Origin of the sequence: Pseudacidovorax sp. NFM-22 (genome assembly GCF_021401245.1) — a bacterium.
Taxonomy (GTDB): Bacteria; Pseudomonadota; Gammaproteobacteria; order Burkholderiales; family Burkholderiaceae_C; genus Xenophilus.
Map to the genome: position 1 here is coordinate 1 of NZ_JACBFY010000001.1, position 17,130 is coordinate 17,130.

Sequence of the window (17,130 nt, forward strand, 5' to 3'; positions counted from 1 at the left end):
TGACGCCCGAGGCCCAGGCGCAGGATGCGGCCTTCATGCAGGCCAAGGTCGCCACGGCGCGCTTCTATGCCGAACACATCCTGGTGAAGGCTGGCGCCACGCGCGACGCCATCGTCGGCGGCGCGGCCAGCGTCACGGCCCTGCCGCTCGAGGCCTTCTGACGTCCGACGCGGCGGATACCGGGGTTCAGACGTCGATCGGATTCTTCGCGCCGAGTCCCTCGCGCAGCTGGAACTTCTGGATCTTGCCGCCCCATTTCTCATCAACCATGGCAACCACTGCGGCCAGCATCACGGCGGGATGGCGGTGCAGTGCATCCGCACGGCGGTCGAACGGCCGCCCGCCCACCTGTTGTTGGGCAGCGATGCACGGTCGCTTGTCACTGGCAAGCTGGACGACCTTCGCGCCTTGTTGCTCCAGTGGGAATCGACCACGCGTTCCACCGACACGGCGCCCGTGGGCGCGTCTTGAGGGCCGCGCGGCGCAGGTGTGGCGTTCTCTTGCGGCAGGCCCTCAGAGCCCTGACTGACCAACCCGCTGGCCCAGGGCCTGCGCGCTCTCCTTGCGCTCGCTGTAGCGATCGACCAGATAGGGCGCCACATCGCGGGTGAGCAGCGTGAACTTCATCAGCTCTTCCATCACGTCGACGATGCGGTCGTGGTAGGCCGATGGATTCATGCGGCCCGCTTCGTCGAACTCCTGGTAGGCCTTGGCGACCGAGGATTGATTGGGGATGGTCAGCATGCGCATCCACCGGCCCAGCACGCGCATCTGGTTCACTGCATTGAAGGACTGCGAGCCGCCCGAGACCTGCATCACGGCCAGCGTCTTGCCCTGCGTCGGGCGCACGGCGCCCACCGACAGCGGGATCCAGTCGATCTGCGTCTTCATCAAGCCCGTCATGGCGCCGTGGCGCTCGGGCGAGCACCACACCATGCCTTCGGCCCACTGGGTGAGTGCGTGCAGCTCCTGCACCTTGGGATGGTCGGCGGGCGCGTCGTCCACCAGCGGCAGGCCGGACGGATTGAACATCCGTGTCTCGCCGCCGAGCGCGCGCAGGATGCGGCCGGCCTCTTCGGCGGCCAGGCGGCTGTAGGAGCGCGCACGCAGCGAGCCATACAGCAGCAGAAAGCGCGGCGCATGCGTGCTGCGCTCGGTCGGCATGAGCCGGCGGATGTCGGGCAGTTCGAAATGCGCGCCATCGAGCTGCGGCAGATCGTGGATGGTCTCAGACACGGCGGCCCTCCGCGTCGACGACCGGCTGCCCGTCTTCCTTGTCGAAGGCGCCGCGCTGCGGCTGGGGCAGCAGGTCCAGCACGGTCTCCGACGGGCGGCACAGGCGGGTGCCGAGCGGCGTGACCACGATGGGGCGGTTGATGAGGATGGGGTACTGGCCCATGAAGTCGATCAGCTGCTCGTCGCTCCATGCCGCGTCGTCGAGACCGAGCTCGGCGTAGGGCGTGCCCTTCTCGCGCAGCAGCGCGCGCACCGGCATGCCCAGGGCCGCGATCAGGGCGACCAGGGTCTGCCGGTCGGGGGGCGCCTTCAGGTACTCGATGACCAGCGGCTCCTCGCCGCTGTTGCGGATCAGGGCCAGCACGTTGCGCGAGGTTCCGCAGTCGGGGTTGTGATAGATCGTGATGTCGCTCATGGGGCAGGGGCAAGGGGTCAGGAAGAGGTCGCCGCGCCACGCTCGTACCAGCCGCGCGAGCGGTTGACCAGACGCACGACCAACAGCATCACGGGCACCTCGATCAGCACACCGACCACGGTGGCCAGGGCCGCGCCGGAATGGAAGCCGAAGAGGCTGATGGCGGCCGCCACGGCCAGCTCGAAGAAGTTGCTCGCACCGATCAGCGCCGAGGGGCAGGCGATGGCGTGCTTCTCTCCCACGCGCCGGTTGAGCCAGTAGGCCAGTCCGGAATTGAAGAACACCTGGATCAGGATTGGCACCGCCAGCATGGCGATGACCAGCGGCTGCTCCAGGATGGCGCGGCCCTGGAAGGCGAACAGCAGCACGAGCGTGAGCAGCAGCGCGGCGATGGAGAGCGGGCCGATGCGCGCCAGGGCGGCATCGAAGCTTGCGTGGCCCCGCCGCAGCAGCGCGCGTCGCCAGAACTGCGCCACGATGACGGGGACGACGATGTACAGCGCCACGGAGGTCAGCAGCGTGGCCCACGGCACGGTGATCGCCGACAGGCCCAGCAGCAGCCCGACGATGGGCGCGAAGGCGAACACCATGATGGTGTCGTTCAAGGCCACCTGCGACAGTGTGAAGACCGGATCGCCCCCCGTGAGCCGGCTCCAGACGAAGACCATCGCCGTGCACGGCGCAGCCGCCAGAAGGATCAGGCCTGCCACGTAGCTGTCGAGCTGGTCGGCCGGCAGCCAGCCGGCAAAGACATGGCGGATGAAGAGCCAGGCCAGCAAGGCCATCGAGAAGGGCTTGACCGCCCAGTTGATGAACAGGGTCACGCCGATGCCGCGCCAGTGCTGCCGCACCTGTCCGAGCGCACGGAAGTCCACCTTGAGCAGCATCGGGATCACCATGGCCCAGATCAGCACGCCTACCGGCAGGTTGACCTGGGCGATTTCCATGCGACCGATGGCTTCGAACAAGCGCGGCGCGGACTGGCCCAAGGCAATGCCGGCAAGGATGCAGGCCAGGACCCACAAGGTCAGGTAGCGCTCGAAGGTGCTCATGTCGGCGCCTGGCTGACGGTGGCTGGAAAGAGAGGGCGAGGTCATCGTCGTTAGTCAGCAGGCGGTGCACCTGGGCGCTGCGGCGACGACTTCGCAGGCTTCGCCCTGGCAGCAGTGCTCGGTCATGTAGCCCAGCAGATCGTTCATGCGGGCGAAATCGGCGCGATAGACCAGGTTGCGCCCCTGGGGCTCGATCGTCACCAGGGCGGCATGGGCCAGTTCTTTCAGATGGAAGGACAGGGTGTTGCGTGCCACATCGAGTTGATCGGCCAGCGTGCTGGGCGTCGATCCCTGGGGCCCGGCCACGACCAGCGCGCGAAACGCCCGCAGCCTTTGCGGATGGGCCAGGGCGGCGAGGGCGGACACGGCTTCGCTTTCGGTCATTGTTCGATGATACAAGGGTTGTTGAATCATTGAGTCCTGATCTTCCGATTAGGGCGCGGCTCCCCCGTGAAAGCGCAGCAGCGTTCGTAGCGGGCGGAGACCGGGTGGGGCCCCCTCGCGCCAGCGCATTCCGGCGGTCGAGGTAGCCAGCGATTGTTTCCTTCGGCGGAACACCACGTTCGGCAATGCCTCGGGTTTTCCCTAGCTCGGCGGTCCACAATTCATCTCACGGGCCAGCGATTGAACGCAGACCCGAAGCAGGCGAGGCGGGTGCCTTGCCAGCTCTGTTCAACGCAGTACCTGCCTACAGGAGAAAAATCATGACCAAGACCTCGAAGATCATCGCCCTCGCCGCCCTGTCGTTCGCCGCCGTTGCCGGCGCCAGCGCCGAGGAATACCAAGGCGTCGTCGCCCCCGTGTCGGCCTTCAGCCGCGCCGAAGTGAACGCCCAGGGCGTGCAAGCCGCTCGCGCCGAGCAGAACCTGGAATACGTCGGCCAGCAAGTCGCCGTCGCCCCCGCCGCTCCCCGCAGCCGCGCCGCCGTGCAGGCCGAAGCCGTGGCCGCTGCCCACAACCCGACCGCCAACCTGGACTCCAAGGCCTTCGTGAACAGCACGATCCCGACGCAATACACCCAGGGCAGCCTGTCGGTCTACCGCAAGGCGGCTCTGTAATAGACCCCACCGCCCAGCACGACGCCCGTTGTCAGCGGGCAAGGGCAGGGCGGACGCCTTCGGGCAATCCGGAAGCCGGTATGCGAAAGCATGCCGACTTTCTGTCTTTGGGGCCGACGCCTGCGCTTGCGCGGCTCCTGATTCGGGGCGGGTCAGCGCCAGTGGCCGAGCAGGATCGAAGCCAGGCCGGTCGCCGTGGCCAGCAGCGTGGCCGCCGTCACAGCCCGCATGGCCAGCGGATCGGCCAGGGCTTCGGGCCCATGCTCCGACAACTGGCGGCGCCGCAGTCGGCCGAAGCTGAAGACGGCCGCGGCAGCCACCACCAGCGCGCCGGAGAGCACCAGAAGCGGCACCGAGTCGTGCACATAGCCGCTGCGCAGATTGAGCACGGCATTCAGCAGCAGGCCGGCGGCGGTCCGCGTCCAGGACAGCGTGGTGCGCTCGGGCTGCAGGCCCGGGTCGCGGCTGGCGGCGGTGGACATTCAGGCGCGATGGCTGGCAATGGCCCAGGCCATCAGCACGGCGAGCACCGCGCAGATGAGTACCACGGCCACCGTCAGGATGGCCAGCATGCGCGAATGCGGCAGCGCATGGCGGTGACGCATCGAGACCTCGTTGTCCCGCCAGCGCGTGTAGGCCAGCAAGGCCAGCGTGCCGGCCACCACGCACAGCAGGATGGCGGTGCCGACCACCAGCAGATGGGGCTGCAGCTTGGTGGAGAACTGGTCGAGCAGGACACCCGCCGCCAGCACGGCCAGCGCCGTGCGAACCCAGGCCAGGAAGGTGCGCTCGTTGGCGAGCGTGAACCGGTAGTCCGGCTCTTCGCCGCTGGAGCGCCATGCCGGCCGGGGCTGGGTGCGAGGGGCGGCGCCTGCCTTGTGTCGTGAGTCGTGTTCGGCCATCGCCCGAGTATCCGTGTGCCGGCTGACTGCCGCCTCAGTCGGCCACGAAGCCGGTGGCCTTGACGATGCGCGCCCATCGCGCGGACTCGTCGTTCATCTTCTTGAGGAAGGCGTCGCCGCAGATGTCGGGCGAGGGCGCGAGGCCCGAGAGCGCCATGCGGCTGCGGAACTCCGGCGAGGCCAGCACCTTGCGGTGCGCCTCGGTCAGCCGTTTGACAATGGGCGCGGGTAGGCCCGGTGGGCCGTTCAGGCCGAACCACACGGTGGTCTCCAGCTGCGGCAGGCCGAGTTCGCGCACGGTGGGCACATCGGGCAGCTCGGGTGCCCGCGTCGGCGCGGTGGTGGCGAAGGCGAGCAGCTTGCCGGCCTTGATCTGCGGCGTGGCGGTGGCGATCTGCACGAAACCCAGCGGCGCGATGCCGCCCACCATGTCGGTGATCTGCTGCGGGCTGCTGCGGTAGGGCACATGCGTCATGGGCACGTTCAGCGCTTCGCTCAGCTGAAAGCCCAGGAAGTGCGCCGGCGAGCCCGGCGAATACGACGAATAGGTGGGCGGCGTCTTCTCCGCCTTGAGCCACTGCTGCAGGCCCTTGAAGTCCTTCGGCCCCAGCGACGGATGGCTGGCGAGCACGAGGCCGGCGTCCACGCCCTGGCAGATGGGCGTGAAGTCGGCGGGCGTGTACTTGGCCTTGGGATTGGCGTTGGGCGTGATGGTCAGCATGCCGGCCGTGCTGACCATCAGCGTGTAGCCATCGGCGGGCGCGCGCAGCATCTGTTGTGCAGCCACCATGCCGCCGACGGCCGGCGAGTTCTCGACCACGATGGGCTGGCCCAGGTCGCGCGACATCAGGTCGGCCAGTGCCCGGGCATAGACATCGGGCGGGCCGCCCGGGGTGGAGGGCGCGATCATCTTGATCGTCTTGGTGGGCCAGGCCTGGGCCTGGGCGCCGACGCCGGCGAAGGCGCCGAATGCCAGGCAGGCGGCGATCGCCGTACGGCGGGCGACGGCCGAGCGGGTTGAAGGGGTCATGGTCTGTCTCCTTGGATAGCGAGGGGGCGCCACGCTCAGCGCTGCGGCATGTCGCGGTACGAATAGCCCAGGCTCACGGCCGCGTCGTCGGGAATGGCGGGCACGGATTCGTTCCAGGCCAGCCAGTCCTCGCGCAGCGCCTGGAAGCGTGCGGGTTCGCGCGCCGCCAGGTTGGCGCGCTCGCGCTCGTCGGCGCTCAGGTCGAAGAGGTATTCGTGCTCGTCGACCTTGAGGTACTTCCACGGCCCGAGGCGCAGCGCGCGCTGGTCGCGGTGGTTCATGCGCCAGTACAGCGGGCGCTCGAAGCCCTGCGACGGATCGCGCAGCACGGCCGCCAGCGAGACGCCATCCAGCGCGTGGCCGGCAGGCGGCGCGCCGCCGCCCAGTTCCAGCATCGTGGCCGACCAGTCCATGGTCATGCAGTGCTGGGCGCTGGTGGTGCCAGCGGGAATGGCGGCCGGCCAGTGCGCGATCCAGGGCACGCGGATGCCGCCTTCGGTCAGGTCCATCTTGCCGCCGACCAGCGGCCAGTTGTCCGAGAAGCGCTCGCCGCCGTTGTCGCTGGTGAAGACGATCAGCGTGTTCTCCAGCAGGCCTTCTGCGCGCAGGGCGGCGACCAGCTGGCCGATGCCTTCGTCCATGTGATGGATCATGCGGCGGTAGGTGTGGATGTTGCCGCCGTCCAGGTGGAACAGGTTGGCGGCGGTCTCGGCGGCCACGTGCTCGTCGTCGCGCGTTTCCCACGGCCAGTGCGGCGCCGTGTAGTGCAGGCTCAGGAAGAAGGGCTTGCCGGCGCGGGCGTCCGCCGCGCGGGCCTGCACATGGCCCACGGCGCGGGCGGAGAGCAGGTCGGTGAGATAGCCCGTCTCGTGGTGTTCGCTTTCGCCGACGTAGAGGTCGTGGTCGCCGCGGCCGGAGCAGTGGGTGAAGTAGTCCACACCGCCGGCCATGATCCCGTAGAACTCGTCGTAGCCCGAGCGCAGCGGACCGAAGCTGGGCGGATAGCCCAGGTGCCACTTGCCGATCAGCGCCGTGGCATAGCCGGCATCGCGCAGCAGCGAGGGCAGGGTGGGCATCTCGGGCGGCAGGCCCAGCGTGGTGCTGCCCTTGCTGCGGCTGTTGATCGGCTCTTCCATGCCGCCGCGCAGGCGGTACTGGTAGCGCATGGTCATCAGCGCAAAGCGCGTGGGCGAGCAGACGGGCGAGTTGGCATAGCCCTCGGTGAAGCGCAGGCCGCCTTCGGCCAGGGCGTCGATGTTCGGGGAGACGAGGCCGAAGTCGGCGCTGCGGCCACCGTAGCAGCCGAGGTCGGCATAGCCCAGGTCGTCGGCGACGATGTAGATGATGTTGGGTCTGGAGGTCATGACAGCGTGCACTGCGAGGAGCAACTGCCGAGCTTAGGCAGGAAGCAGCCATCCGTAAAATTGAAAATCACGCGCCAACCATAAAAATTCCGATGGATCCTCGGCACCTGGTCCAGCTCGCGACCATCCTCGAGAAAGGCTCGATCACGCAGGCGAGCCGGCATCTGCACCTCACGCAGCCCACGCTCACCCACAACATGCAGACGCTGGAGATGCAGGCCGGCGGCCAGCTCTTCGAGCGCAGCCGCTACGGTGTGCGCAGCACGCCCCTGGGCGAGATGCTGGCGCGCGAGGGGCGGGCCATTGCGCGCCGACTCAAGGACGCCGCGGAGGTCAGCGCCCGGCACCGCGGCGGCATCCGGCGCCAGTTGCGCCTCGGCTCGGGGCCCATGGTGGGCGCCGCGGTGCTCGACGAGGTGACGCGCGCCCTGCTGGCCCGCTTCGACGACCTGGCCCTGTCGGTGCGCAGCGATCGGCCGCATGTGCTGGTCGAGCAGTTGATCGACGGCCAGCACGACTTCGTCATCGGCCCCTCCTGGCTGGAGCGACCGCCGCAGGGCATCGAGCGGCGGCTGCTGGTGGCCGACACCCTGGGCGTGTACTGCGGAACGGGCCATGCCTTCGCCGGGCGGACATCGCTGGCGCACGGCGAGGCCGACGCCGCCGACTGGATCAGCCTGGGGACCGCATCGCCCTTCGACCAGGACGTGCAGGGCATGCTGGTGGGCGGCGGCGTGCAGCAGATGCGTGCACAGGTGACGGTGCTGGGCGAGGCCTTCGTGCTGCTGGAGATGCTGGCGCGCGGGCGGCACCTGTCGGTGCTGCCCGACTTTCCCTTGCGGCGACTGAGCCAGCGCTTCGGGCTGGTGTCCTTGCCGTGGCCGGGACCGCCCGCGGCGCGGCCCATCTACCTGTGGAACCGAACCACGACGACCGAGAACGACCTCATGGCGGAAGTGGGAGAGCTGATCCTGTCGCAGGTGCGGGCGCTGGCCTGAGCGGCGCGGTCGAAGCGGACGTCAAGGCCCGGGCAGAGAGCAGCCTGTGCCGGAGCTGCGCCAAAGACGGACGAAAAAAACCGCCCGCGTCGGCCGGGTCCTCGACCCAGCCCTCGCGGGCGGCTTCTTGGTGGTGCGCGCCGAGGGCTAGATTCGTCCCATGAGCAGCAGCACGATCACGATCACGAGCACCAGACCCAGGCCGCCGCTCGGGCCGTAGCCCCAGCTGCGGCTGTAGCCCCAGCTGGGCAGGGCGCCGATCAGCAGCAGGATCAGGACGATGAGCAGGATGAAGGAAAGGGACATGACGTAGCTCCGAGCTCTGTGAGTTGTTGACAGAGCGGATGCTGCGCATGTCCAAGGGGCCGGGCGGACGGCGGTGGGCCCCTTGCGCTGTCAGGTCCTCGCCGCGGGCGGGTGTCAGAGTTTTGCCAGCCTCGTCAGCGCATCGCGCAGCGTCTCGTCGCGCTTGGCATAGCAGAAGCGCACCACGCGCTGGTCGAAGCCATCGCCATAGAAGGCCGACAGCGGGATCGCCGCCACGCCGATCTCGCGGGTGAGCCACTGGCAGAAGTCGGCCTCCGACAGGTCGCTCACCGCCGAGATGTCCACGCACTGGAAGTAGCTGCCCTCGCTCGGCAGAAGCCGCAGACGGGTGCGTGCCAGGCCTTCGGCGAACAGGTCGCGCTTGCGCTGGTAGAAGGCCGGCAGGTCTACATAAGGCGCCGCATCGGCCATGTAGTGCGCCAGCGCATGCTGCATCGGCGTGTTGACCGTGAACACGTTGAACTGGTGCACCTTGCGGAACTCGGCCGTCAGCACCGCCGGCGCGGCCACGTAGCCCACCTTCCAGCCGGTGACGTGGTAGGTCTTGCCGAAGCTGCTGACGATCAGGCTGCGCGCTGCCAGGCCCGGGAAGCGGGCCACGCTCTGGTGCAGTGCGCCGTCGTAGACCATGTGCTCGTAGACCTCGTCGCTGATCAAGAACACGTCGGTGGGTGCGAGCAGGTCTTCGAGCTGGCGCATCTCGTCGGCCGTCCACACGGTGCCGCTCGGGTTGTGCGGCGTGTTGATCAGGATGGCGCGCGTGCGCGGCGTCAATGCTGCCGCGATGCGGTCGAAGTCGGGCCGGAAGCTGCCCGGCACCAGCGGCACGCGCACCACCACGCCGCCGGCCAGCTCGATGTTGGGCACGTAGCTGTCGTAGCAGGGCTCCAGCACGATCACCTCGTCGCCCGGCCGCACCAGCGCCAGGATGGCGGTGATGATGGCCTGCGTGGCCCCTGCGGTGACGGTGATCTCGCTGCCGGCGTCGTAGCGGCGGCCGTAGAGCGCCTCGATCTTGGCCGCGATGCGTTCGCGCAGCAGCGGCACGCCGGTCATCGGTGGGTACTGGTTGTGGCCGGCTGCCATCGCGGTGGTCACGGCGTCCAGCAGCTTAGGGTCGCAGCCGAAGTCCGGAAAGCCCTGGCCCAGGTTGACGGCGCCGTGCTCGGTCGCCAGGGCCGACATCACGGTGAAGATGGTGGTGCCCACGGCGGGCAGCTTGGTGCCCGGCTCGGGCGTGCGGGGAGCGGTCATGGCAGTGAAGGCGCGAAACGGCAAGGTCAGAGTTCGTAGTCGTCGTAGTGGCCGCTCAGGGCCTTGGCGATCAGGTTGCGGTCCAGGCGGTCCGAGAGCAGCTCGGCAAACTTGAAGACGAAGTTGCGCAGGTAGGCGCCACGCTTGAAGGCGATGCGGGCGACGTTCTGGCCGATCACCTGGCCCATGGGCCGCACCACGAGGTCCTCGTTGTTGTCCTCGCGCACGGCCATCTCGGCCACGATGCCCACGCCGAGGCCCAGGCGCACATAGGTCTTGATGACGTCGGAGTCGATGGCCTCCAGCGCGATGCGTGGCGACAGCTTCTTCTGCGCGAAGGCATGGTCGATGCGCGTGCGGCCGGTGAAGGAAGGGTGGTAGGTGATGATCGGCTCGGCCGCCAGGTCCTCCAGGTTCACGCGCTCCTTGGCGGCCAGGGGATGGTCTTTGGGCAGCACCAGCACGTGCTGCCATTCGTAGCAAGGCAGGGTGACCAGGCCGTCGTAGTCGTCCAGCGATTCGGTCGCCACGCCGACTTCCGCCACCTCGTCGAGCACCATCTGGGCCACCTGTGCCGGCGAGCCTTGGTGCAGGCTGACGTTCACCTTGGGATAGGCCTCGCGCAGCTTGACCACGGGGACGGGCAGCACGTAGCGGGCCTGGGTGTGCGTGGTGGCGATGGACAGCGTGCCGCTGTCCTGGGCGCTGAACTGCTCGCCGATGCGGCGAAGGTTGCCCACCTCGCGCATGATCAGCTCGATGCTGGCGATCACATGCTGGCCGGGTTCGGTCACGCGCTTCAGGCGCTTGCCGTGGCGCGCGAAGATCTCCACGCCCAGCTCTTCTTCCAGTTCGATGATGGCCTTGGAGACGCCGGGCTGCGAGGTGTGCAGCGCCTTGGCGGCTTCGGTCAGGTTCAGGTTGCGACGGACCGCTTCCTGAACGAACTTGAACTGGTGAAGGTTCATAACAAATCCCGATGTTTATCGAGATTCATTATGCCTTATGAATCTATTGAGGCGGGTGCAGCGCCAGTTGCGCCAGCAGGTCGATGACGGCCGGATCCTGGCCCACGGCCGGGGCCTGGGTGAACTGCACGGCGGGGTGCTGCTGCCGCAGTTCGGCCATGAGCAGCGGCAGGTCTTCCCGCGCATGGCGGCCCATGCCCAGGAAGAGCGGCACGACGTGGATGCTGGCCACGCCTTCAGCCACGAGTTCCGCCACCGCCGCCGGCAGGTCGGGCGCCACCAGTTCCAGATAGGCACAGCGCACGCGCGCGTCCGCGGCCTGCTCGGCGACGCGACGCGCCACGGCTTCCACCGGCTCGCGCCACTGTGCGTCGCGCGACCCATGCGCAAAGAGGACGATGCCGCGCGTCGTCATCGCCGCAGCACCAGCCAGCCGAAGGCGCCCAGCGACATCAGCGAATACAGAAGGCCCGGCGCCGCCGCCGTGGCCCAGGGCCACCAGTCACGCAGATTGCCGATGTAGCCGAATACGTTGTTCAGCAGGAAGAAGCTGATGCCGATCATCACGCCGCCGAACACATAGCCGGCGATGCCGCTCTGGCGGAAGTGCAGGTAGGCGAAGGGCAGGGCCAGCACCACCATCACCAGGCAGGACAGCGGATAGAACACCTTGCGCCAGAACTCGATCTTGTAGCGCTGGGTGGCTTGGCCGTTGGCGTCCAGGTGGCGCGTGTACTCGAACAGGTCGACCGTGCGCATGCGCTCCGGCTTGAGCAGCGCGACCGCCACCATGTCGGTGGTCAGGCCCGTCTGCCAGGCCAGCAGCGGCTGGTGAACATTGATCACCTTGGGCGACGTCGTGCCTGGCGCGGTCTGGAACTCCTGCCGCTGGGCGTTCTGCAGCACCCACCCGCCCGCGACGATGCGCGCCGTGTCGGCCGTGGTCAGCGAGCGCAGGAAGCCGCGGTCGTCGAACTCGAACACGCGCGGCAGCTTCAGCGTGCCGTCGCGGTCGATGGACACCACGTTGACGGCGAAGGAATGGTCGCCCTGCCGCTCCTTCAGCCAGCCACCCGTGAGGCCGGCCGTCGCCAGGTAGCCCTGGTAGCGGGACTTGAGCAGCTGCGCCGCACGGTCGGACAACGGCGCCACGTAGTCGCCCACTGCAAAGGTCAGCACCACGAAGCCGAGGCCCAGCGTCAGCAGCATGCGCAGGGCTCGCCAGGGACCGAGGCCGCTGGTGCGCAGGATCGTGTATTCCGAGCTGCGCGCCAGATTGGCCATCACGAAGATGCTGCCGATCAGCACCGCGATCGGCAGCAGCTCGTAGAGATGGCTGGGCACCAGCAGCGCGACGTAGAGCAGGGCCTGCGGCAGGCCGTAGGGCGCGACCGTGCCCTTGCCCACCGAGGACAGCTCGTCCACGAAGTCGAAGAAGAAGAACAGGCTCAGGAAGCCCAGCGTGACGAAGGCGATCGACTTGATCGCCTCGGCGTAGATCAGGCGGCGCAGCGTTCTCATGCGTTCAGGATGTGGCGACGCGCGGGCGCGGACGCCGCCAGCTGTTGTGGCGAAGGGCGATCCACAGCAGCATGCCCACGAGCATGCCGCCGTGCAGCACCACCAGGAAGCCCGGCAGCGAGAAGCGGCCGTTGCCCACCCAGCTCTGGCCCAGGTTCAGCAGGTTGAAGTAGATGACGAAGCAGAACAGGGCGAACAGCAGGTTGCCGCTGCGACCCACGCGCGGGTTGACGTTGGACACCACCAGCGCCAGCAGCACGAAGTTCACGGCGGCCAGCACCATGCCCACGCGCCAGCCGAGCTCGCCCTGGTTGGGCAGCGAAGGCGATGCCATCAGTGCGAGCGTGGACAGCGCCTTCGGCGCTACCTCTTCGCCCGGCAGGGGGCTGTCGTTGCCCATGCGGGCGCCGTAGGTGCCGAACTCGCTGATCTTCAGGTCGCTGTTGTCGAAGCTGCGCTCCAGCCGCTGGCCGTTGGACAGGACCAGGTAGCGGCCGCCCATGAGCGTCTCCACCTTGCCGCTCTGGGCCGAGGTGATGATCTGCTGGTTGCGCTCCAGCGAGGAGATGAAGACGTTGGAGGCCGAGGTGGCGTCCGGCGAGTCCTTGTCGATGTAGAACACGCGGTTGCGTGCCGCCGACTCCTGGAACTGCCCGGGCGCCACGCGGTCGAGGTCGCCGCGGCGCTCGTACTGGTCACGCATGCCCTGCGTCTGCGAATTGGCCCAGGGCCAGCCGACGAGCGACAGCACGGCGATCAGCAGCAGCACCGGCCAGGCGAAGCGCAGCAGGGGCGAGATGAAGTCCGCCAGGCCGCGACCCGCCGAGAACCAGATGACCATCTCGCTGTCGCGATACATGCGCGACAGCGTGCCGACGATCGAGATGAACAGGCTCAGGCTGAGGATGGTCGGCATGTAGCCGATCACCGTATAGGCCATCACCAGGAACACCTCGGAGGGATTGACGCTGCCACGCGAGGCCAGGCCCAGCGTGCGGATCAGGATGATCGTCATCACGATCGCGATCAGCACCACCAGCGTGGCCCCGAAGCTGCGCGACAGCTCCTTGCGCAAAGTGGAATGGAATAACATCGTCCGAGCGAAAAGACGGATTATGGACTTCCAACTCAAGACCCTCGGCCTCGCGCAGGCTGCCTCGGAAAAGGCCGACGCACTCGTCGTCCTCGTGCATGACGACTTCAAGGGCGAAGGCAGCGACGGCGTATCGCGGCTGCTGGCCCAGGCCCGCAAGGCCGGCGATCTGAAAGGCAAGCCGGGCAAGCTGGTCGCGGCCTATGGGGCGGCCGACGTTTCGGCGACGCGGCTCGTGCTGTGCTCTGCCGGTGATCTTTCGTCCACGGCTGTTCGCAGTGCCGTCGGCGCGGCCCTGCAGGCGGTCAAGTCCGCCGCGCCCAAGAAGCTGGCGATGGTCTTCGCAGGCGCCGTCGATGCCCGGGCCCTGCATGCGGCGGTGCTCGCCGCCGCCGACGCGAGCTACGTCTACACCACCACACAGTCCAAGCCCGAGCCGCGCACCATCCGCCAGCTCGTGCTGGGCGTGGCCGATGCCTCCGGCCTGCAGGCCGGCTTCGACATCGCCCGCGCCACGGTGCGGGGCGTCGAATTCGCCAAGGAATGGGCCAACCGTCCGGGCAACCACTCCACGCCGACGATGCTGGCCGAGGCGGCGCAGTCGCTGGCCCGCGGCCCCAAGCTCAAGGTCGAGGTGCTGGGACCGCGCGAGGTGGCCAAGCTCGGCATGGGCGCTTTCATGGCCGTGGCCCAGGGCTCCGAGCAGCCGCTGCGCTTCATCGTGCTGCGGTACCAGGGCGCGGCCAAGGACGTGGCGCCGCAGGTGCTAGTTGGCAAGGGCATCACCTTCGACACCGGCGGCGTGTCGCTCAAGCCCGCAGCCGAGATGGACGAGATGAAGTTCGACATGGGCGGCGCGGCCAGCGTGCTCGGCGTCTTCCGTGCGCTGGGCGAGATCCAGCCTGCCATCAACGTCGTCGGCCTCATTCCCAGCTGCGAGAACATGAACGATGGCCGTGCGGTCAAGCCCGGCGACGTGGTCACCAGCATGGACGGCCAGACCATCGAGATCCTCAACACCGACGCCGAAGGCCGGCTCATCCTGTGCGATGCGCTGACCTATGCCAAGCGCTTCGCGCCCAAGGCGGTCATCGACATCGCGACTTTGACGGGCGCCTGCGTGGTGGCCCTGGGCGGCGTGCGCAGCGGCCTGTTCTCCAGCGACGATGCCCTGGCCGAGGCCCTGCAGCGTGCCGGCGAGAACGCGCAGGACCGTTGCTGGCGCATGCCGCTGGATGACGAGTACGCCGAAGGGCTGAAGACGCGCTTCGCCGACGTCGCCAACGTGGCCGGCCGCGCGGGCGGCGCCATCACGGCGGCCAAATTCCTTCAGCGTTTCACCGCCGACTTCGCCTGGGCGCACCTGGACATCGCCGGCACCGCCTGGAAGAGTGGCGGCGCCAAGGGCGCGACGGGCCGTCCCGTGGGCCTGCTGCTGGACTACCTGCTGTCGCAGGCTGCCGCAGGCGCCGTGCCGACGGCGCCGCGCAAGCGCGCCCGCAAGACGCCCGCGTCGGCCTGAGGCCGAGCGCAACGCACCCGTGACCGAGATCGACGTCCACTACAACACGGCCGACAAGCTGCAGCATGCCTGCCGGCTCCTGCGCAAGGCCGTGCTCGGTGCCGATGCGCAGGTCGTGGTGCAAGGGCCCGGCGAACTGCTCGACGCGCTGGACGAAGCCTTGTGGCGCTTCTCGCCGGCGGACTTCATCCCGCACTGCAAGGCCGATGCGCCAGTGCATGTGCGCGGGCGCTCCGCCGTGCTGCTGGGCCTGGCCGAAGGCGAACCACCGTCCCACCGGCAGGTGATGCTCAACCTGGGCCTGGCCCTGCCGCAGGGCTTCGAGCGCTTCGATCGCCTGATCGACGTGGTGGGCCTCGACGACGACGAGCGGCTGGCCGGGCGCTCGCGCTGGCGCCACTATTCGGATCGCGGCTACGCCATCACGCGGCACGACGTGGGATCGCGCAGCGCATGAGCGTGCCGCCCCGCACCCCGCCGCGCTTCGTGCCGACCCTCACCGCGGTGGTCGACCTCGACGCGCCGTCGGTGGTGGGCCCCGAGCTGGTCTGGCCCGAGACGCCCGCTCCGGTGCCCCAGGCCGATGCACCCGCCGCTACGGTCCCGCCGGCCGCCGAAGCCATGCCTGTGGCGCAGGCCTCTGCCGAGCCGGCGCCCACCGCCTCCATGGTGGCCATCCGTCCCGAGGACATCTTCGAGATCGAGGAAGAGCTGCTGCACCGTGTGCTCCAGCGCGTCGACCTGCGGCTGGAGGAGGCGCTGACCGATGTCGTCTCGCAAGCCGTCCAGCAGCAACTCGACGCCATGATCCCGGTGCTTCGCAACCGTCTCGAAGACCAGTTGCGGCAGCTCATTTCGAACGCCCTGGCCGAGGAGCTTTCGGCCGCCCAACCCCGTGTTTCCGCCGGGGTTCGTGCACCATCGTTGGGCTAAACTGACTTGCAGGTCGGAGGGCGCGCGGGTGCCGCCAGCCGGTGCGTCGGCCTGGAACTTGCTCCAGCATGGCGCGCCGGTTGCATCGACCGGTAGACCAACATCAATCCTGTCTTCATCGTTCTGGAGGTTTCTCATGCAATTGAAATGGACCGCGGTCGCCCTGGCTGCACTCTCGGTGGTGGCCTGTGGCAAGAAGGAAGAAGCCGCAGCACCCGCAGCGAGCCCGGCAGCCACGGCGGCGGCGCCCGCACCTGCTGCGCCTCCGGCGGGTGAAACCCTCACGGTCAAGATCGGCCACGTGGCGCCCACCAGCGGTGCCATCGCCCACCTGGGCAAGGACAACGAACTCGGCGCCAAGATGGCCATCGAGGACCTGAATGCCCAGGGCATGAAGATCGGCGACAAGACGGCCAAGTTCGAGCTGATCGCCGAAGACGATGCGGGCGATCCGAAGCAGGGCACGGCCGTGGCCCAGAAGCTGGTGGACAGCCAGGTCAACGGCGTGGTCGGCCACCTGAACTCGGGCACCACCATTCCCGCCTCCAAGATCTACAGCGACGCCGGCATCCCGCAGATCTCCCCTTCCGCCACGAACCCCAAGTACACCCGCCAGGGCTTCAAGACCACCTTCCGCGTGGTGGCTGACGACACCCAGCTGGGCGGCACCCTGGGCAAGTACGCCGTCGAGACCCTCAAGGGCAAGAACATCGCCGTGATCGACGACCGCACGGCCTACGGCCAGGGCGTCGCCGACGAGTTCGAGAAGGCCGCCAAGGCCGCCGGCGGCACGATCGTGGGCCGCGAGTTCACCACCGACAAGTCCACCGACTTCAACGCCATCCTGACGAAGCTCAAGGGCGCCAAGCCCGACATCCTGTTCTTCGGCGGCATGGACGCCGTCGGCGGCCCGATGCTCAAGCAGGTCAAGCAGCTGGGCCTGAACGTCAAGTTCATGGGCGGCGACGGCCTGTGCACGGGCGAGCTGGCCAAGCTGGCCGGCGATGCCATCGGCGAAGAGATGGTCTACTGCGCCGAAGCCGGCGGCGTGGACGGCGACTTCAAGGCGCCGCTGGACGCCTGGAAGGCCAAGTTCAAGGAAAAGAACGGCGTGGACGTGCAGATCTACGCGCCGTACGTCTACGACGCCGTGCAGGTGCTGGCTGCCGCCATGGCCAAGGCCGGTTCGGCCGACCCCGCCAAGTACCTGCCCGAAGTCGGCAAGATTGAATACAAGGGCCTGACCGGCCCCATCGCCTTCGACGAGAAGGGCGACATCAAGAACGGCGCGCTGACGCTCTACACCTACAAGGGTGGCGCGCGCACGCAGATCGCCGTGGTGCGCTGAGCACCTCCGGCGCATCGCCAGACCAAAGGGGCCTTCGGGCCCCTTTTCCGTTTTCAAGCGGCGGCGCGCGCCTCGGAAGGTGTGAATGAATCCGGCGTGGCCGAGCGGG

General features: G+C 68.3%; 21 protein-coding genes. 7 read left to right on the plus strand and 14 right to left on the minus strand.

The genetic code is table 11. The features are described from left to right. A partial coding sequence (locus tag L0984_RS00005) for an acyl-CoA dehydrogenase C-terminal domain-containing protein (protein WP_234192735.1) occupies positions 1-161 on the plus strand: 161 nt, incomplete at its 5' end. A 352-nt stretch (positions 162-513) separates the two neighbouring features. On the opposite strand, the gene arsH is transcribed toward L0984_RS00005, so the two are convergent. From arsH to L0984_RS00025, 4 genes are read right to left on the minus strand one after another with little or no spacing between them, the layout of a single operon-like run. Further along, positions 514-1,236, minus strand: coding sequence for an arsenical resistance protein ArsH (gene arsH, locus L0984_RS00010; RefSeq protein WP_370645857.1), 723 nt, complete (start codon positions 1,234-1,236; stop codon positions 514-516). Next, positions 1,229-1,651, minus strand: coding sequence for an arsenate reductase (glutaredoxin) (gene arsC, locus L0984_RS00015; protein ID WP_234191755.1), 423 nt, complete (start codon positions 1,649-1,651; stop codon positions 1,229-1,231). Before arsC ends, arsH begins: the two co-directional genes overlap by 8 nt. 17 nt (positions 1,652-1,668) lie before the next feature. Further along, positions 1,669-2,748 (minus strand): ACR3 family arsenite efflux transporter, encoded by a 1,080-nt coding sequence (gene arsB, locus L0984_RS00020; protein ID WP_234191756.1) that lies wholly within the window; start codon positions 2,746-2,748, stop codon positions 1,669-1,671. Between the two features lie 9 nt (positions 2,749-2,757). Then, positions 2,758-3,087, minus strand: a complete 330-nt coding sequence (locus L0984_RS00025; RefSeq protein WP_234192737.1) for an ArsR/SmtB family transcription factor — start codon at positions 3,085-3,087, stop codon at positions 2,758-2,760. Between the two features lie 320 nt (positions 3,088-3,407). Here L0984_RS00025 and L0984_RS00030 point away from each other — a divergent pair, with 320 nt between their 5' ends. Beyond that, positions 3,408-3,761, plus strand: coding sequence for an alpha/beta hydrolase (locus L0984_RS00030; RefSeq protein ID WP_234191757.1), 354 nt, complete (start codon positions 3,408-3,410; stop codon positions 3,759-3,761). Positions 3,762-3,913: 152 nt separating this feature from the next. Here L0984_RS00030 and L0984_RS00035 read toward each other — a convergent pair whose 3' ends face one another. Genes L0984_RS00035 through L0984_RS00050 form a run of 4 tightly spaced genes read right to left on the minus strand, consistent with a single transcriptional unit; the run spans position 3,914 to position 7,057 of the window. Continuing rightward, positions 3,914-4,243 (minus strand): DUF202 domain-containing protein, encoded by a 330-nt coding sequence (locus L0984_RS00035; RefSeq protein WP_234191758.1) that lies wholly within the window; start codon positions 4,241-4,243, stop codon positions 3,914-3,916. After that, on the minus strand, positions 4,244-4,663 hold the full coding sequence (locus L0984_RS00040) for a YidH family protein (RefSeq protein WP_234191759.1): 420 nt from the start codon (positions 4,661-4,663) through the stop codon (positions 4,244-4,246). Between the two features lie 34 nt (positions 4,664-4,697). Further along, on the minus strand, positions 4,698-5,693 hold the full coding sequence (locus L0984_RS00045) for a Bug family tripartite tricarboxylate transporter substrate binding protein (protein ID WP_234191760.1): 996 nt from the start codon (positions 5,691-5,693) through the stop codon (positions 4,698-4,700). A 35-nt stretch (positions 5,694-5,728) separates the two neighbouring features. Then, a complete protein-coding gene (locus tag L0984_RS00050) occupies positions 5,729-7,057 on the minus strand; it encodes a sulfatase family protein (protein ID WP_234191761.1) in 1,329 nt (442 codons plus the stop codon). 92 nt (positions 7,058-7,149) lie between these two features. Between L0984_RS00050 and L0984_RS00055 the strand changes: the two genes are divergently transcribed. Beyond that, entirely contained in the window at positions 7,150-8,055 is a 906-nt protein-coding gene (locus L0984_RS00055) for a LysR family transcriptional regulator (protein WP_234191762.1), read from the plus strand. 147 nt (positions 8,056-8,202) lie between these two features. Here L0984_RS00055 and L0984_RS00060 read toward each other — a convergent pair whose 3' ends face one another. The 6 genes from L0984_RS00060 to lptF form a co-directional block, all read right to left on the minus strand. Beyond that, positions 8,203-8,361, minus strand: coding sequence for a DUF3309 family protein (locus tag L0984_RS00060; RefSeq protein ID WP_017761920.1), 159 nt, complete (start codon positions 8,359-8,361; stop codon positions 8,203-8,205). 114 nt (positions 8,362-8,475) lie between these two features. Next, complete coding sequence (locus tag L0984_RS00065; protein WP_234191763.1) at positions 8,476-9,636, minus strand: pyridoxal phosphate-dependent aminotransferase; 1,161 nt, start codon at positions 9,634-9,636, stop codon at positions 8,476-8,478. A 26-nt stretch (positions 9,637-9,662) separates the two neighbouring features. After that, positions 9,663-10,604, minus strand: a complete 942-nt coding sequence (locus L0984_RS00070) for a CysB family HTH-type transcriptional regulator (RefSeq protein WP_234191764.1) — start codon at positions 10,602-10,604, stop codon at positions 9,663-9,665. A 43-nt stretch (positions 10,605-10,647) separates the two neighbouring features. Then, positions 10,648-11,019 carry a sirohydrochlorin chelatase gene (locus L0984_RS00075; protein ID WP_234191765.1) on the minus strand — a complete coding sequence of 124 codons (372 nt, stop codon included), beginning with the start codon at positions 11,017-11,019 and terminating at the stop codon, positions 10,648-10,650. Further along, positions 11,016-12,125 (minus strand): LPS export ABC transporter permease LptG, encoded by a 1,110-nt coding sequence (lptG, locus tag L0984_RS00080; protein ID WP_234191766.1) that lies wholly within the window; start codon positions 12,123-12,125, stop codon positions 11,016-11,018. The genes L0984_RS00075 and lptG overlap by 4 nt, the downstream gene beginning before the upstream one ends. Positions 12,126-12,129: 4 nt before the next feature. Further along, positions 12,130-13,218, minus strand: a complete 1,089-nt coding sequence (lptF, locus tag L0984_RS00085; RefSeq protein ID WP_234191767.1) for an LPS export ABC transporter permease LptF — start codon at positions 13,216-13,218, stop codon at positions 12,130-12,132. Between the two features lie 22 nt (positions 13,219-13,240). On the opposite strand from lptF, the gene L0984_RS00090 reads away from it, so the two are divergent. The 4 genes from L0984_RS00090 (at position 13,241) to L0984_RS00105 (ending at position 17,021) form a co-directional block, all read left to right on the plus strand. Then, positions 13,241-14,740: a leucyl aminopeptidase gene (locus L0984_RS00090; protein ID WP_234191768.1), complete on the plus strand. Its 1,500-nt coding sequence runs from the start codon at positions 13,241-13,243 to the stop codon at positions 14,738-14,740. Between the two features lie 19 nt (positions 14,741-14,759). Further along, positions 14,760-15,197, plus strand: a complete 438-nt coding sequence (locus tag L0984_RS00095) for a DNA polymerase III subunit chi (protein ID WP_234191769.1) — start codon at positions 14,760-14,762, stop codon at positions 15,195-15,197. Next, positions 15,194-15,673 (plus strand): hypothetical protein, encoded by a 480-nt coding sequence (locus tag L0984_RS00100; protein WP_234191770.1) that lies wholly within the window; start codon positions 15,194-15,196, stop codon positions 15,671-15,673. Before L0984_RS00095 ends, L0984_RS00100 begins: the two co-directional genes overlap by 4 nt. Before the next feature lie 136 nt (positions 15,674-15,809). Beyond that, positions 15,810-17,021: a branched-chain amino acid ABC transporter substrate-binding protein gene (locus tag L0984_RS00105; RefSeq protein ID WP_017761929.1), complete on the plus strand. Its 1,212-nt coding sequence runs from the start codon at positions 15,810-15,812 to the stop codon at positions 17,019-17,021. The last annotated feature ends 109 nt before the right edge of the window (positions 17,022-17,130 follow it).